This window comes from Deltaproteobacteria bacterium (genome assembly GCA_020848745.1).
In the GTDB taxonomy this organism is placed as follows: Bacteria; Desulfobacterota; Binatia; order UTPRO1; family UTPRO1; genus UTPRO1.
Genome location: JADLHM010000080.1, coordinates 1 through 16,213, shown reverse-complemented (window position 1 = coordinate 16,213; position 16,213 = coordinate 1). Strand labels below are relative to the sequence as shown.

Below are 16,213 nucleotides of genomic sequence, written 5' to 3'. Positions count from 1 at the left end.
TGAGCGACTGGCGGGGCGAGGGGCGGAAGACGCTCACGGTCATGGAGGCGCTCCTCGAATGGCCGAAGTTCAGCCTCGGCACCCTCGGCGGCATCGTGAAGCGCGAGGTCAAGAACGCGCGCCGCCGCAAGAAGCTCGCCGCCACCGATCGCGCCTAGGGCGGGCGGCGAGGCGGCGGCATTGCTCGTGTCGTCCGGCCGGCAGCGGCGATCGGCCGTTCAACGAGGCATTACTTGCACTGCACGGCGTTGGCGCTGCGGTTGAAGGCGCACTGGTCCGCACCGAAGGCGACCTCGGTGCATTCGCCGAGGGCACTGCTGCCGAGGGTCACGGTTGCCTGCAGCGGCTCGTCGCCCGGTGCCACGGCGTACGTGCCGGTGGCGCCGGCGATCTGGATCTTCACCTGCTTCGGCGTTTTCTTGCTCCGGTCGGCGATCTGGATCTTGGTGATGCCGTCGGCGTCACCGGTCTTGTCGGTGTAGATCCATTTCTTGCCGGACTTGTTTGCCCAGGCAGCGCCTCCGGGCACGACGATGTCCACCAGGGTGTCGCCGGCGACATTCCGCACGAAGAGGCGGATGCCGTTCGCGGCGGGATTCAGCGCGGCGAAGGTGGTGCCGGACACGAACTCGCCCATGAGCTGGACGACGTCGTTGCCGTCGTTCTCGTCAGTGTTGATGTGTTTGAAGGCGAGTTTCGGCTTGATCGTGAGATCATGGGCTCCGTCGTTCACGCACGGATCGTGGCAGTCGACGACGCTGTCGGTGTCGACGTCGACGTCGGGCACGCCGCAGCCGCAGAGCCCGGGATCGACCTTCGTCGGATCGGTCGGGCAGGGATCGCAGGCGTCGCCCGGGCCGTCGTCGTCGGTGTCGAGCTGATCGGCGTTGGGCGTGGCCGGGCAATTGTCGTTGCGAAATACGCCGTCGCCGTCCGGGTCCGTGATGACGGCCAGGGCGAAGGGCGAGAGCGAGTCGACCTCGGCACAGATGACGTTGGCGCCGTAATCGGTGCCCGTCGTGGCGGGGTGCGGGGTGTATTGCGGTGGATCGCCCTCGAGGTGGAGAACCTCGAGTCGTTGCTCGTCGAGCGCGGGAGTGATCCCATCGACGAAGCCGTCGCTGTCGATGTCATCGTAGTGGGCGCAGACCTTGATCGGGGGCGGAGTGTTGTAGGCGGCCGTCGTGCTTACGTCGAAGAAGAAGGCCTTGAAGGTGCCGGCGGCTAGGGTGAAGTTGGTGGGTAGCACGCCTGGGAAGCTCGAGGCCGAGAAGATCGTCGTATCGCCTTCGGTCCCGACGTCGCCGAAGCCGACGTCGATCGTGGCGCTGCGGGTCACGTTGGTCATGGTGGCGGGATCCCACTCCGTGTGCGTCGCGGTCGTGCTGATCGTCGGCGCGCCGATCGGCGTCGTGATCGGGCCGACGACGTTCAGCGCTCCCCCGCCGGTCGCGAGCAGAACCTTGCTCCCGGGCGTGCCCTCTGGGACCGTGCAATCGAAGAGCGTGACGGGCGGATCGGTCGGAAAATCGACGACGGTTGTGACGTCGAACGTGTAGGTGACGTCCGGACCGAGCGCCGCCAGCAACGACCCGGTTGCGGTCGAGGGAACCGGAATCACGAACGGCAAGACGTCCCCGACCAGGATGGCTCCCGTTGTTCCCGCGGGCGCGCTGCCGCCGAACGTGATGTAGCTGTCGTCGGGATGCGATTTGCAGGCGATGGTGATGGTCACGCCGTCGCTCGAGCCGTCGCAGATCATGTCGGTGTGGTCCGCGGAGTAGAAATTGATCGGCGTGCCGAACGGCGCGTACTCGAGGTCGTCGAAGTGGAGCGCGATGCAGAACTTGCCGAGATTGTTGGCGCGAAGCGTAGCCGTATAGCTGGCCGCGATCTCGCTGCGGGCGGGCGTTGCGAACGTGGCGACCAGGAGCATGACGGCGACGAGGACGCGTGCGACGCTCATGAGGGCCTCCGTAAGCGGAATGGATTTGCGCTGTACGTCGCACGGCGCGATCACCGCGATCAAGAAAAATCGCAGCACACCAGCCTGGTTCTCCGTATCACTTTGGCGCAGCTCCGCCGTTCGGTTTACGCCCCTGCTCGTACGGGCGACCGAAGAGGACGACACTCGTGCCTCAGGCGCGTAGGGGCCTGCGACGAGGATTTTCTTCTTTTCGTCAGGTGCACGGGCATTGGCTTCGACGTTTGCGTCCTTCATCTCGGGCGCCTTTCGGGGAGGCGGACCGCGGGCTACAGCGACTCGACGATCCGGTGGCGCGGCACGCCCACGCACTCGAGCGCGCGGTAGAAGGCCGTGGGCCCGGCCCAGTCCTCCGGGGCGAAAGCGCCGGAGCGCTTCCCGGCCTCCCCGAGGGCGAGGACGATGAAGGCCGCGCACGCCGTGCCGGTGACGCCTCCCATGTTGGCGAGGGAGCTGTCGGGGTGAAGCGCCGTGCGACGGATCGAGCGGACCGACCTGCCGTTCCGGGTGCCGCCGGCGATGGCCATCAGGCCGCCCTTGTAGGCGTTCTGGCGACGCACGACCGAGTTCGCGATGAACGCCGCGAGCGTCCAGCCGCTGCTCTCGCCGCGACGAACCTGGCCGACCATGCCGCGCAAGGCGTGCGTCCAGCCGGCGATCGTTCCGTAGCCGCCGGTGGAGATGCTCTCGATGAAGTCGAGGGCCTCCTCGTGGCCGATCTTGCCCTCCTGTACGGCCAGTCCGAGGCCCCGGAAGAGTCCGTTCAACGGAGCGGGGTCGAGTCCGCCGACGCAGCGGATGCGCTGCGCCCCGGGGTACTTGCGCGGCAGCGTCACGGGTTCCGGGTGGGCCGTTTCGTAGAGCAGCACGGGAGGCTCTCCGGCGAGGATTGGGAACTTGCCGGTTTCCACGAAGGTCTCGTGCACCACGCGGCGACCGCCTTCCCAGGTGACGCATTGGCCGGCCGAGATGTGCACCATATGCTCGAGGACGGCGCGGCCGACCTTCGGGCGCTCCTCCCCGACCAGCCAGCAAAGGTCGATGTCGTCGACCGTGTCGAGGTCGTTCGCGGCATCGACGGCGAGGACGTTCGACATGCCGGGAGAGGCGCCGCAGCCGACATAGAGCGGGATGCCGGCGGCTCTCGCGCGGTCGGCCAGGCCGAGCGCGTGCTCGGTGCTCTCGACGTCGTCGTCGTAGTCGAGGTAGGGCACCCCGGCCTCGAGACACGCCTCGATCACCGGCGCGGAGGTGCGGATGTACGGGCCCGCGCCGAGCACCACCAGTGCGGCTCCGGTGACGACCTCGCGGAGGTTCTTCTGGTCGAAGAGGTCGAGCCGTTGGACCGTCGCCCGGCCGGGCGGCAACTTCGCCGCCAGCGGCGCGAGCAACTCCGGCCGAATGTCGGTCAGGACCAGTTTCCGGTCCCCGGGCGCCGCCGCGAAGCGCTCGACCGCCACCCGCGCCATCTCACCCGCAGCGCCGATGAAGATCACTTTTCCCGCCGTGCCGTCAGCCATCCGATCCTCCATTTCCGAGCCGGCGCTCCGTTGTGCCGGCCGGCCGAGGGTACCGTACGTCCATCGGCCCGATGACGGAGAGGCCGATCGTTACGGCTTCGTGAAATCGCGATGACGAGGGTAGTCGCCGCGTCCTCCGCGTGCGATGCCTGATGCACGGTGAGCGCGCCATGACCGTCCGCATCGCTCCGAAGAGCCGCCGCCCGGCGCCGCCCGAGCCGTCGCCGGTCGCGGTGGTCCCCGCCGAGGATCGCTTCTTCAATCGCGAGCTCAGCTGGCTCGAGTTCAACCGTCGCGTGCTCGCGGAGGCGACCAATCCCGCGAACCCACCGCTCGAGCGCTGCCGGTTCCTCGCGATCTTCGAGTCGAACCTCGACGAGTTCTACATGGTGCGCGTCTCCGGCCTGATCGAGCAGCTGCAGGGCGGCGTCGTCGAGACGTCGCCCGACGGCCTCGGACCGGAGGAGCAGCTCGAGCGCATCGCCACGACCCTTGCGCCCATGCGTCGCACGGCGAGCGAGGCGTGGAGCCGCGACCTCGAGCCGCTCCTGGCGCGGTCGGGCGTCGAGATCCTGGCGTGGGAGGCGCTGCCGGCGCGCCGGCAAACCGAGCTCCGCCGCTGGTTCGAGCGCGAGGTCTTTCCTGTGTGCACGCCGCTCGTCCTCGATCCGGCGCCGTCGGTGCCTTTCATCTCGAACCGCAGCTTGAACCTCGCGGTCGCCGTCGACGACGGCGGGGCGGCGACCAAGCTCGCGCGCGTGAAGATCCCGACGGTCTTGCCGCGCGCGGTGCGCGTGGGCCGCCGGGGCCACACCTTCGTGCTGCTGGAGGACGTGATCCGCCAGCACCTCGACGATCTCTTCCCGCAGGTGTCGCTCGCCGGCGCGTATCGCTTCCGCGTCGTGCGGGATGCCGACATCGAGATCCGCGAGCTCGAGGCGGGCGACTTGATCGACATGATCGAGGAGACGATCCGCCGGCGGCGCTTCGGCGATCCGGTGCGTCTCGACGTCGGCGAGGAGATGCCGGACGGCGTCCGCGACCGGTTGACGCGGCTCCTCGACGTCGATCGCCGCGAGGTGTGCCGGGTCGAGGGCCTCCTCGGCTTCGACATGCTGCACGAGCTCGCCGACCTGCCGATCCCGGCGCTCCGCTGGCCGGTGCACAAGCCGCACGCGCCCGAGGCGCTCGCCCACGGCGACGAGCTCTTCCGGACCCTGCGCGGCGCGGACGTGCTCGTGCACCATCCGTTCGACAGCTTCCATCCGGTCGAGACGATGGTGGGCGCGGCCGCGTCGGATCCCGCGGTCGTCGGGGTTAAGCAGACGCTCTATCGCGTCGGCGAGCGCTCCCCGATCGTCGAGGCGCTGCTCGAGGCGGCGGAGGCGGGGAAGCAGGTGGCCGTCATGGTCGAGCTCAAGGCCCGCTTCGACGAGAGCAAGAACCTCGTGTGGGCGCGCGCGCTGGAGCACGCCGGGGCGCACGTGACCTACGGGTTCACCGAGCTCAAGGTGCATACCAAGATCTGCCTGGTCGTGCGGCGCGAAGGAGGACGTCTGCGGACCTACGCGCACGTCGGCACCGGCAACTACAACCCGACGACGGCGCGCGCCTACACCGATCTCGGTCTCTTCACCTGCGACCCCGAGATCACGCAGGACCTCCTCGAGCTCTTCAACTTCCTGACCGGCGTCTCGCGCCAGCGCTCCTACCGGAAGCTCCTGGTCGCCCCGGTGAATCTGCGGAGCGAGATCCTGCGGCGGTTGCGCCGCGAGCGCGACCACGCGCGCGCCGGACGGCCGGCGCGCCTGGTGTTCAAGATGAACTCGTTCACCGATCCCGAGCTGATCGACGCGGTCTACGAGGTGGCGGCGGCCGGGACGCGCGTCGACCTGCTCGTGCGCGGGATGTGCTGCCTTCGGCCGGGTGTGCGCGGCCTGAGCGAGACGGTGCGCGTCGTCTCGGTGGTGGGCCGCTTTCTCGAGCACAGCCGCATCTTCTGGTTCGAGAACGGCGGCCACCCGGAAGCGCTCATCGGCAGCGCCGACCTCATGCGCCGCAATCTCGATCGCCGCATCGAGACGCTCGTGCCGGTCGAGAACCCGGCGCTCGTGCGTTACCTCCACGACGGGATCCTGCGGCCGTACCTCGAGGACACCGTGAACGCGTGGGAGCTTCGCCCCGACGGCTCGTATCGTCGCCGCGAGCCGGCGCCCGGCGCGGCGCCCTTCGCCGCGCAGGAATGGCTGCTCGCGCACCCGGCGACGGCGCTTCTCGGGCTCGGCGTGCGGGCCGACTGACTCGGCGCGCCGACTGCGCGACCGCGCCGTCAGCCCGCGCGGTACGCCCAGCCGCCGTCGATCTTGATGACGGCGCCGCTCGTGTACGACGACGCGTCCGACGCGAGGTAGAGCGCGGCGCCGACGACCTCCTCGGGCTCGCCGCAGCGGCCCATCGGGATCTGGCGCTCCATCATGCTGCGCATCTCGGGAGGCCACGCCTTGCTGATGTCGGTGAGGAAGGCGCCGGGCATGATGACGTTCACCCGCACGCGGCCGGCGTAGTCGTGCGCCATGGCCGCGGCCATCGTGTGGAGCGCCGACTTCGCCATCGCGTAGGGCAGCTCGCCGACGGTCGGCTGCACGGCGCCGACGCTGCTCACGTTGATGATGCTGCCGCCGCCGGCGCGCGCCATGCGCTCGGCGGCGAGCGCGGCGAGCCGGAACGGACCCTTCAGGTTGACGGCCAGCACTTTGTCCCAGAGGTCCTCGTCGATCCCCGTGAGCGACGGGTAGAGCGGCGACATCCCGGCGTTGTTGACGAGCACGTCGACCCGTCCGAGGGCGGCGGCGGCGTCGTCGAGGAGGCGCTCGCAGTCGTCCCAGCGGCCGGCGTGGAAGGCGACGCCGAGCGCCCGCCGGCCCGTGCGGGCGCGGATCTCGGCGGCGACGCGCTCGCACGCGTCGCCCTTGCGGCTCGCGACGACGACGTTGGCGCCGTGGTCGGCGAAGGCGTTGGCCATCGCGAGCCCGAGGCCGCGGCTGCCGCCGGTCACGACGACGGCCCGGTCGGTGAGGTCGAAGCGTGGCGTCATGGCGGATCCTCCGTGGACGGGAAAATTGCAGCCGGCGACGGCTCGGCATAGAAACCACCACCATGACGACGCGTCCAGAGCCGCAGATCGGTATCGTTGCCGAGCCCGCGACCGCCGCGCACTTCCTGATCTTCCGCCTGCGCGCGCGCGCGCGCGACGCCCGCGCGGTCGCGGCGGTGCTCGCGACGCTCCCGGAGCTCGCCGCCGAGATGGATCCCGGCGCGCGGCCGGCCGAGCTCGCGGTCACGATCGGGATCGGTCCGGAGCTCTGGGACGCGCTCGCGCCGGACGCGCGTCCGCGCGGACTCCGGCCGTTCAAAGCCCTCGACGCCGGCGGGCGCCGGGCGCCGAGCACGGGCGGCGACGTGCTCCTGCACGTGACGTCGGCGCTCCGTGATCTCACCTTCGACTTCGTGCTCGAGGCGCGCCGCCGGCTCGGCGACCTCGTCGAGGTGGTCGAGGACGTCATGGCCTTTCGCCGCAAGGAGGCCCGCGACCTCACGGGCTTCATCGACGGCACCGAGAACCCGAAGGAGGCCGACGAGCGCGCCGAGTGGGCGCTCGTCGGTGACGACGACCCGGCCTTCGCCGGCGGCAGCTACGTCTTCACGCAGCGCTACGTGCACGATCTCGCCAAGTGGCGCGGACTCTCGGTCGCGGAGCAAGAGGACGTGATCGGGCGGCGCAAGCCAGGCTCGGAGGAGCTTCCCGACGACGTGAAGCCGCCGACATCGCACGCGGCGCGCTCGAACCTGAAGGTCGGCGACGGGGAGCTCAAGATCGTCCGCCAGTCGCTTCCCTATGGAAACGCCAGCGAGGCCGGGCTCTTCTTCATCGCCTATTGCCGCACCCCCGACATCCCCGAGCAGATGCTCGCGCGCATGATGGGCACGAGCGGCGACGGCGTGCACGATCGCCTCATGGAGTTCAGCCGCGCGGTCTCGGGCGCGCACTTCTTCGCGCCCTCGCTGCCGGTGCTCAAGCGGCTCGGCGGCGCGAGCGCCTGAGGAGCGCGCGGAGCTCGATCCGCGCCGTCGTCAGCACGAGGAAGAGCGCGGCAAGCGGCGTCACGACGACGCGCGCGAGGCCCCAGCGCACGAGCGCCCCCACGCTCGCCTGGCCGCTCAGGTGCTGGGCGAGCGACGGCAGGCGCGACCACTTGAGCGGGAAGTAGTCGAGGTGCTCGTTGAAGAGGAGGAAGTTCGAGGTGCGCAGGAGATACGGCAGCACGCGGAAGGCGCGGCTCCCGACGTTGCTCAGGACGAGCGCGATCGCATCGTAGCGCCGGGCACGGAGCGTGCGCAGGATGCTCAGGCGGTCCTCCCAGCGGACGGCGGTCACGTGGGTGAAGACGTCGGGGCCGACCTTGGCCGCGTCGTCGTCGCGGACGACGCCGTCGATGCGCGCGTTCGGAAAGTCGGCGCGGAGCTTCGCGGCGATGCCGAGCGCCGTTTCGATCGTCCCCGTCTGCATCACCAGGACGTGGCGGACGTTGACGTAGTCGACGCCGCGCAGGAGCGCGAGGGGATTCGCCATCAGCGGGCCTCCGCGAGCGCGGTCGGCGGCGCCGGGAGCGCGGGATCCGTCACCGGCGCCAGCGCCGCCTCGTAGGCACGCGCGAGACCCGCCGCGACGATGTCCCAGTCGAAGCGCGCCTCGACATGGGCGCGGGCGCGGCGCGCGAGCGCGGCGCTCTCTTCGGGGTGCTCGAGGAGCCGCACGATCGCGTCCGCCATGCTCGCGGCGTCGTCGGCGAGCACGAGCTCCTCGCCGGAGCGCGTGGCGAGACCTTCGGCGCCGATCGTCGTCGACACGACGGGACAGCCGCTCGCCATTGCCTCGAGGATCTTGAGGCGCGTGCCGGAGCCCTGGAGCACGGGCGCTACGAAGACGGCGCTCGAGCGGTAGTACGCCGCGATGTCGTCGACGCGGCCGGTCACCTCGATCGCGGGGTCGTCGGCGAGGCGGCGGATCACGTCCGGCGGATACGCGCCGACGACCCGGAAGCGGGCGTGCGACAGGCGGGCGCGGACGCGCGGCAGCACCTCGCGGCAGAAATAGCGGACGGCCTCGACGTTCGGCTCGTGCCGGAAGAAGCCGACGAAGAGGATCGACGCGGGGTCGCGTCCGTCGGCCGCGAAGGGAAAGGCGCGGCAGTCGACGCCGTTCGGGACGGAGACGACGTGCCGCGTGTCGACGTAGCCGTCGAGCACGTCGCGGTCGGTCTCGCTCATCGTGAGCACCAGGTCCGCGAACGAGACGGCGGCGAGCTCGTAGCGCAGCATCCGCATCCAGTCGAAGGCGAAAGCGATCTTGGCCGCGGCACTCTCGGTGGTCGCGCGGGCGCGCGCGAGCGAGACGAAGCTCACGTCGTGCTCGACCAGCACCCGCAGGAGGCCGCGGGCGGGCATCGGCATCAGATGCGCCAGGTGCGTGTACTCGATCTGGATGACGTCGAAGTCCTCGCGGTCGAGCCAGTACTCGATCTCGTCGCGCATGAGCCGCGAGCAGAAGCCGCGCGTCTTGTTGGGAAAGAGGACGCCGCCGACGGCGGTCGTGTCGCGCTCGATCACGACGACGTCGCGGCAGATCCGCTGCAGCTCGGCCGTGCTGCGGGGATCGAGCTCGGCCTGGGTGTCGGCGTAGGCGAGGAGCGTCACGTCGGCGACGGACGCCAGGCGGCGGAGCAGCGCGAGGATGCGGACGGCGCCGCCGTGCACGGGCGGGTAGGGGCTGTAGGGGCTCACGATCAGCACGCGCGGACGGGCGTCGGCGCGCCGGCGCGGACGGCGGCCGAGCGCGCCGCGATAGGCATGCCGATAGCGCGCGACGTGGAAGATGGTCGCGTCGTCGAGCGCGCGCGCGACGCGTCCCTCGCGCAGGCGCGCCCGCGCCAGCACCGGCAGCTGCCGCCACATGCCCCGCCACGTGTAGAGCGCGACGCGCCGGTTCGCCTGGCGCCAGAGGCGCAACGGCAGGAGCAGGAGCCCGAGGAGATGGCGCGCGAGCATGCGCGGGTCGTCGACGTTCTTCCACACGAGCGCCGCCAGGTTCTTCACGAAGAAGCTGTAGATCTCGTCCTCGCTCCAGCGCCGCCGCGTCGTGCTGCGGTGGCGATGGTGGACGCGACTTCCCGGCGCGAAGAGCGACGGCCAGCCGCGCTTCCAGGCGCGATACCCGAGCTCGACGTCCTCGATGTAGACGGGCGAGAAGACCGCCTCGTCGAACCCTCCGAGCTCGAGGAACTTGGCGCGGTCGTACGCCGATGCGCCGCCGCCGGCGAAGAAGATCGGGTAGAGGCTCGCGTCGTCCCAGCGGTCGACGTGGAAGAGGTGGATCGTGCCGTAGGTCCACTCGGCGTGGACCTTGCCCGTCTCCCAGCGCGGCTTGTTCTTGTCGATGAAGTCGATCTGGCACGAGACGCCGAAGACGTCGGGCTCCTCGTCCATGGCCGCGAGGAGCGGCAGGATGAAATCCGGCTCGACGACCATGTCGTTGTTGAGAAGGATGACCGTCGGATGGAGGCTGTCCTGCGCGCCCCGGTTGGTGGCGCCGGCGAATCCCTCGTTGGTCGGGAGCGCGATCACCCGCACCGCGGGAAAGTGCGCCGCCACCCACTCGCGGGTGTCATCCTCGCTGCCGTTGTCGACGACGACGATCTCGCCGCCCGGCGCGTGGCGGGCGAGGGCCGCGGCGAGCGGCGGTAGGCTCATTTCCAGGAGCTCGCGGCCGTTCCATGTCGGGATCACGATCGACACCGGCTGGCCGACGCGGCGCGGGCGCGCCGCCGGATCGGTGCGCGGCAGCGGCGCGGTCGCGCGGCGGCCGCGCCCGAGGCGGTTGCGGGCGTCGGTCGCGACGAACATCGCGCCGACCGCGAGCACGAGCGGCACGCTCGCGAGCGCGAGGCCGAGCGCGGCGACGAAGCCCGCGGCCCGGCGTGCGCGGCGCTTCGCGGCGCGGCCGCCGCGGATCATGAAGCGCACGATCCGCCGCACCCGCGGCGGCGTCTCGGCCTCGCGGCGCTCCGCGTCGGCGAGGCGGTCGCCGAGCGCCGCCATCTCGCGCCGCGTCGCGGCGAGCGTCGCCGTCGCGCGGGCGAGCGCGGTGCGGAGCGCGTCGTCGCGAAGCGGCGCGCCGCCGGCGGCGTCGGCGCCCACGAGCGAGGACGCGACGTCCTCCTCGGAGGCGAGCGCCGCCACGCCCGGAACCGTGACGTCGCTCACGGTCGTGTTGTGGAGGAACAGGAACGACTCGTCGGTGATCGGCAGCGCGTCAACCAGGCCCTTCACGAGGTAGTGCACGATCATCGCGGGCGCCGGCGCGTCGGCTCCCACCGGCGTGGAGAGCCAGAGGGCGACGCCCGAGCCGATCGTCGACGGCGCCTCGATCGTCACGCGATACGATCGCCCGCGCGAGTTCGGGATCGGCCGGAACTCGAAGCGCTGCCATTGGTCCTGCGGGATCTGCCAGAGCGCGACACAGACGCGCGCGACGCGCGCCGGCGTCGGACCCTCGTCCCACAGGCTGAAGACGACGTCCGCTTGCGGCCGGTCGCCGATCACGCGCGGCAGTACGTCGATCCGGCAAAGGTCGTCGTAGGCGGCGACGAAGCGGTGCTCGGCGGCGTAGTAGCGTCCGAGCGCGGGCGAGAGCTCGCGTGCCGGCCCGAGGAACTCCTCGGCGACGAGCGCGGCCTCTTTGTGCACGATGCGCTCGCGCGGCGCCTCCTCGGCGACCCAGGCGCCGCCGCGCGCCTTGTCGGCGGCGAAGCGCGGGGCGCGGCAGAACTCGCGGATCGGCTCCACGACGCGCGCCCACGAGAGCTCCGCGCGGAGCGCCGCGAAGCGGGCCGCGCGCTCCGGCGTCGCGGGCGCGTCGATCATCGCGGTGATCGCGTCGGCCGTCCGCTCGACGTCGCCGTACGGCACCGTGAGGCCGAGTCCCTCGCGCTCGATGCGATCCGCGAGGTCGTCGTCGCGTCCGAGCACCATCGGCAGGCCCGCCCACAGGTAGTCGAGCACGCGCGTGCGAAAGGCGAACTGCGCCTCGATGCCGGGGCGGTGCAGGCTCACGCCGACGTTGGCGTCGAGGAGGTAGTTCTGCCGCTCGCCGTACGGCACCCAATCGATGAAGAAGGCGCCGCGCCCGACGAGATCGAGCTCACGGGCGCGCGCGAGCGCGCGCTCCGCCGTCTCCATCCTACCGATGTCGGGGTTCGGGTGGCGGACGCCGAGGAAGAGCCCCTTGACCTCCGGACGGGTCGCGCGCAGGCGATGGAGCGCCTCGACGAGCGTCAGCGGGTCGAACCAGTTCCAGAGCCCGCCGGCCCACAATACGACCGCGTCGTCCGGGTCGATCCCCGGGATCACGCCCTTCACCGCAGGGGCCGTGCGCTCCGGCGGCGCGTTGGTGATGCCGAACGGCACGACGGCCAGGAGCCGCGCGAGCTCGCGGTCGGCCGCGTAGTTGGCGTGGTTCAGCCGGCCCGCGGCCGCGAGCATCCCGAGCCAGAAGCGGCGTTGCGCCTCGCTCGCACAGACGAAGAAGTCGCCGTTCTCGAGGTGGTGCTGGAGCCAGCGCAGTGCCAGGAGCGGTCGCCCGCCCGCGTCCTCGAAGCCCTCGCCGTAGAACTCGAGGTCGGAGAGGATGAAGGGATCGTAGAGGTCGACGACGAGAGGCTTCCGTATTGCCGTCATGAGCTCTGAGCGGCCGGCGATCATGACGCAGTCGGCGGCGTCGACGAGCGCCGGGAGGGTCGAGTCCCGTGGCACCCGCACGACGCGCGCCGCCGAGGCGACCGGCTCGCTGTCGTCGGGCACGGCGAGCGTGACGTCGAAGTCGCGCGCCAGCATGCTCGCGACCTCGACCGAGCGGATGGCGGAGCCCGCCATGAGCGGCCCCGTCTTGTCGGGGCAGATGAGGAGGACGCGCGTCACGCGAGCGCGCCGGCCGCACGCGCGGTGCGGCGGAGCGCGCGGGAATCCAGGGAAATCACGAGCATGCTCGCTACGAGACGGCGCACGGGGCGCCTGTCTTACGCATGCGCCGGGGGCGGTCAAGTTGGCGGGCGGGCGCTCTCCATGGTCCACGGCGCACGAGCACCCTAAAGATTCTTCGACCGCTTCAATGGGGCCGCGCTCTGACGAGCGCGGAAATCCAGAAGCACATCCCGGCGACCTACCTTCGCGCATCTGGCTTCAATGGGGCCGCGCTCTGACGAGCGCGGAAATACGCGGCGCTCCTGTCACGTTTTTCGGTCGCGATCGCGGTGCTTCAATGGGGCCGCGCTCTGACGAGCGCGGAAATTCGCCTCCGACCAGCAGCAAGCAACGACCGTGTGGAGGCTTCAATGGGGCCGCGCTCTGACGAGCGCGGAAATAGGCACTCATCGAGTCACAGGCGCTCGAAGAGTTCGTGCTTCAATGGGGCCGCGCTCTGACGAGCGCGGAAATGGGTTGATGGCCTCGCCTCGTTGGCGCAGCGTCGCGATGCTTCAATGGGGCCGCGCTCTGACGAGCGCGGAAATGGCGCTGTAGGCGCCGGAGTCGAGCGCCCAATCGCGATAGACGCTTCAATGGGGCCGCGCTCTGACGAGCGCGGAAATTCGGGGGTAGTTTGTACGTACTTGTCAAGGCAGTACGTAGCTTCAATGGGGCCGCGCTCTGACGAGCGCGGAAATCAACCCGTTCACGAACGCCTGCGTGTGGCCGTTTTCGCTTCAATGGGGCCGCGCTCTGACGAGCGCGGAAATTCGTGGCCGTACTCGCCGAGAAGCGGGACGCGCTGGAAGCTTCAATGGGGCCGCGCTCTGACGAGCGCGGAAATCAACAACGGCACCTACACGCTCACCGACGTGACGGCGCTTCAATGGGGCCGCGCTCTGACGAGCGCGGAAATTCGATCGGGTCGGTGCCACGTCGCGGACGATCCAGTGGCTTCAATGGGGCCGCGCTCTGACGAGCGCGGAAATTCGTGCACGGTCCACTGGGCTTCGCCGAACTCGTGCGGCTTCAATGGGGCCGCGCTCTGACGAGCGCGGAAATCGCCTCGCCCCGCGCGAGGGGACGACCTTCCGCATGGAGGCTTCAATGGGGCCGCGCTCTGACGAGCGCGGAAATTCGACGTAAAAGCGATGCGCTCGAAGAAAACCCGGTAGCTTCAATGGGGCCGCGCTCTGACGAGCGCGGAAATCAGGCACCCGACACGCGGCCAGGTCGTCGTCGATCTCGCTTCAATGGGGCCGCGCTCTGACGAGCGCGGAAATTCACCATGCCGCCTGTGGCGAAGCCGAGGAGGGGGCTGCTTCAATGGGGCCGCGCTCTGACGAGCGCGGAAATCGGGCCAACTCGTCGTGCTCGGGGGTCGCACGGGCACCGGGCTTCAATGGGGCCGCGCTCTGACGAGCGCGGAAATCCAGAAGGAAAGCGAGAAGCAGCTTCGCGCGATCGAGCTTCAATGGGGCCGCGCTCTGACGAGCGCGGAAATCTCCTTCGATCTGGATGGGATCACGCCAGGCTTCGAGGCTTCAATGGGGCCGCGCTCTGACGAGCGCGGAAATGCGGCGTGCAGTGGAGCGTCGTGGCCCTGAGCTGGCTTCAATGGGGCCGCGCTCTGACGAGCGCGGAAATGCGAGGGCTACGGCTCACACGAGCAGAGTCCGGAGCTGCTTCAATGGGGCCGCGCTCTGACGAGCGCGGAAATACGAGCCCGACGGGCGCGTTCGTGACGCGGTGCTTGATGCTTCAATGGGGCCGCGCTCTGACGAGCGCGGAAATATCCTGCGTCTTCGACCAGTTACCCCGCGCAAATTGCGCTTCAATGGGGCCGCGCTCTGACGAGCGCGGAAATCGCTCGCCGGTGGGCATCGGCGCGGGCGGCGTGTCGGGCTTCAATGGGGCCGCGCTCTGACGAGCGCGGAAATCCGTCGCGCTCGCGCGGCTCCGAGAAGGCCAGTGACAGGCTTCAATGGGGCCGCGCTCTGACGAGCGCGGAAATGGGGCGATGAGCGCCACGATACCCCGTCCGCGGCCGGGCTTCAATGGGGCCGCGCTCTGACGAGCGCGGAAATCGGGGAGCTTCTTCGGTGTACGCGCCATAGCCCCCCTCGCTTCAATGGGGCCGCGCTCTGACGAGCGCGGAAATGAAGGCGCAGCTCTCCGGCGACGGGACGCATGTGTTGGCTTCAATGGGGCCGCGCTCTGACGAGCGCGGAAATAGGGTGTGCCACTCCTGCGACGTGGAGTCGATGAGGCTTCAATGGGGCCGCGCTCTGACGAGCGCGGAAATTGTGGCATAAACAGCAGCACACCATTCGATTAACGAAGCTTCAATGGGGCCGCGCTCTGACGAGCGCGGAAATCCCGGTGGATCGGGGTCGTGGGACGTGCATCTCCTCTAGCTTCAATGGGGCCGCGCTCTGACGAGCGCGGAAATCAGGACACCACGCTCGACGTCGTGATGGAGTACATCGTGCTTCAATGGGGCCGCGCTCTGACGAGCGCGGAAATGTCTCAATTTCCCGGTTGGCGTCAATTGCCATGCGGAGCTTCAATGGGGCCGCGCTCTGACGAGCGCGGAAATCTTCGACCAGGCGGCGAATACAGCTCTCCGTGGTTTTGGCTTCAATGGGGCCGCGCTCTGACGAGCGCGGAAATCGCCTAGTGGGGTTTCCGGGCGCCCGCGTCCACTAGTGTGCTTCAATGGGGCCGCGCTCTGACGAGCGCGGAAATTGTGATTTTCCGGTTAGACGTGCGACATGCCTTTGCGCTTCAATGGGGCCGCGCTCTGACGAGCGCGGAAATCATGTCAGTATCCCGACCTTTCCCGCAATTGCGTTGCGCTTCAATGGGGCCGCGCTCTGACGAGCGCGGAAATCAGGATGATGACATAGTGGACGTGGCGACACTCAAGAATGCTTCAATGGGGCCGCGCTCTGACGAGCGCGGAAATCCCAGCCGAAGCTTTCGAGGCTGTACGCCACCACCATGCTTCAATGGGGCCGCGCTCTGACGAGCGCGGAAATAGACCACCACCACCGATGCGCTCGACCCGCTCGTCGCAGCTTCAATGGGGCCGCGCTCTGACGAGCGCGGAAATGCTAACCCCCACGGTCGAAACCCTTTTGCGTTTGGTGGCTTCAATGGGGCCGCGCTCTGACGAGCGCGGAAATTCTACCGCCAGCAGACCGGGGAAGCTGGCTGAAAGGGGGCTTCAATGGGGCCGCGCTCTGACGAGCGCGGAAATACGGACATGCTCGGGGCAAACAGTTGTCAGAGCATCCTGCTTCAATGGGGCCGCGCTCTGACGAGCGCGGAAATACACATAACAGAATCAATACGCTACATGCATGAAGCAGCTTCAATGGGGCCGCGCTCTGACGAGCGCGGAAATCTCGCAGTGCGGCGAGTCGTGGCGGCGGAAGGACCTACGGCTTCAATGGGGCCGCGCTCTGACGAGCGCGGAAATCGCCGCGAACACCGACGTAGGTGTGAAGGCGAAGAAGCTTCAATGGGGCCGCGCTCTGACGAGCGCGGAAATACACTTACCCAGTGAGTGCAAGTCGGGGATGCTTCTGCGCTTCAATGGGGCCGCGCTCTGACGAGCGCGGAAATC

At 69.4% G+C, this 16,213-nt stretch carries 8 protein-coding genes and 1 CRISPR repeat array; of the genes, 3 read left to right on the top strand and 5 right to left on the bottom strand.

Annotation, left to right across the window (positions count from 1 at the left end):
- On the top strand, positions 1 to 158 hold a 158-nt coding region (locus IT293_12325; protein ID MCC6765438.1), incomplete at its 5' end, for a hypothetical protein.
- A gap of 71 nt (positions 159 to 229) precedes the next feature.
- On the opposite strand, the gene IT293_12320 is transcribed toward IT293_12325, so the two are convergent.
- Positions 230 to 1,966 (bottom strand): hypothetical protein, encoded by a 1,737-nt coding sequence (locus IT293_12320; GenBank protein MCC6765437.1) that lies wholly within the window; start codon positions 1,964 to 1,966, stop codon positions 230 to 232.
- 287 nt (positions 1,967 to 2,253) lie between these two features.
- Positions 2,254 to 3,504: a saccharopine dehydrogenase NADP-binding domain-containing protein gene (locus tag IT293_12315; GenBank protein ID MCC6765436.1), complete on the bottom strand. Its 1,251-nt coding sequence runs from the start codon at positions 3,502 to 3,504 to the stop codon at positions 2,254 to 2,256.
- A gap of 170 nt (positions 3,505 to 3,674) precedes the next feature.
- Here IT293_12315 and ppk1 point away from each other — a divergent pair, with 170 nt between their 5' ends.
- Positions 3,675 to 5,804, top strand: a complete 2,130-nt coding sequence (gene ppk1 / locus IT293_12310; protein MCC6765435.1) for a polyphosphate kinase 1 — start codon at positions 3,675 to 3,677, stop codon at positions 5,802 to 5,804.
- 29 nt (positions 5,805 to 5,833) lie between these two features.
- On the opposite strand, the gene IT293_12305 is transcribed toward ppk1, so the two are convergent.
- On the bottom strand, positions 5,834 to 6,598 hold the full coding sequence (locus tag IT293_12305) for an SDR family oxidoreductase (GenBank protein ID MCC6765434.1): 765 nt from the start codon (positions 6,596 to 6,598) through the stop codon (positions 5,834 to 5,836).
- 62 nt (positions 6,599 to 6,660) lie between these two features.
- On the opposite strand from IT293_12305, the gene IT293_12300 reads away from it, so the two are divergent.
- Positions 6,661 to 7,605 carry a Dyp-type peroxidase gene (locus IT293_12300; protein MCC6765433.1) on the top strand — a complete coding sequence of 315 codons (945 nt, stop codon included), beginning with the start codon at positions 6,661 to 6,663 and terminating at the stop codon, positions 7,603 to 7,605.
- Here the strand turns inward: IT293_12300 and IT293_12295 are convergent.
- Both IT293_12295 and IT293_12290 read right to left on the bottom strand, forming a co-directional pair.
- Positions 7,577 to 8,134 (bottom strand): hypothetical protein, encoded by a 558-nt coding sequence (locus IT293_12295; protein ID MCC6765432.1) that lies wholly within the window; start codon positions 8,132 to 8,134, stop codon positions 7,577 to 7,579. The genes IT293_12300 and IT293_12295 overlap by 29 nt on opposite strands.
- Positions 8,134 to 12,537 carry a glycosyltransferase gene (locus IT293_12290; protein ID MCC6765431.1) on the bottom strand — a complete coding sequence of 1,468 codons (4,404 nt, stop codon included), beginning with the start codon at positions 12,535 to 12,537 and terminating at the stop codon, positions 8,134 to 8,136. Before IT293_12290 ends, IT293_12295 begins: the two co-directional genes overlap by 1 nt.
- A gap of 184 nt (positions 12,538 to 12,721) precedes the next feature.
- Positions 12,722 to 16,212: a CRISPR direct-repeat array (repeat unit 36 nt; unit sequence GCTTCAATGGGGCCGCGCTCTGACGAGCGCGGAAAT).
- Between the last annotated feature and the right edge of the window lies 1 nt (position 16,213).

Coding starts and splice junctions, on each gene's coding strand:
- IT293_12320 (MCC6765437.1), bottom strand. CDS start 1,966: ATGAGCGTCGCACGCGTCCTCGTCGCCGTCATGCTCCTGGTCGCCACG.
- IT293_12315 (MCC6765436.1), bottom strand. CDS start 3,504: ATGGCTGACGGCACGGCGGGAAAAGTGATCTTCATCGGCGCTGCGGGT.
- ppk1 (MCC6765435.1), top strand. CDS start 3,675: ATGACCGTCCGCATCGCTCCGAAGAGCCGCCGCCCGGCGCCGCCCGAG.
- IT293_12305 (MCC6765434.1), bottom strand. CDS start 6,598: ATGACGCCACGCTTCGACCTCACCGACCGGGCCGTCGTCGTGACCGGC.
- IT293_12300 (MCC6765433.1), top strand. CDS start 6,661: ATGACGACGCGTCCAGAGCCGCAGATCGGTATCGTTGCCGAGCCCGCG.
- IT293_12295 (MCC6765432.1), bottom strand. CDS start 8,134: ATGGCGAATCCCCTCGCGCTCCTGCGCGGCGTCGACTACGTCAACGTC.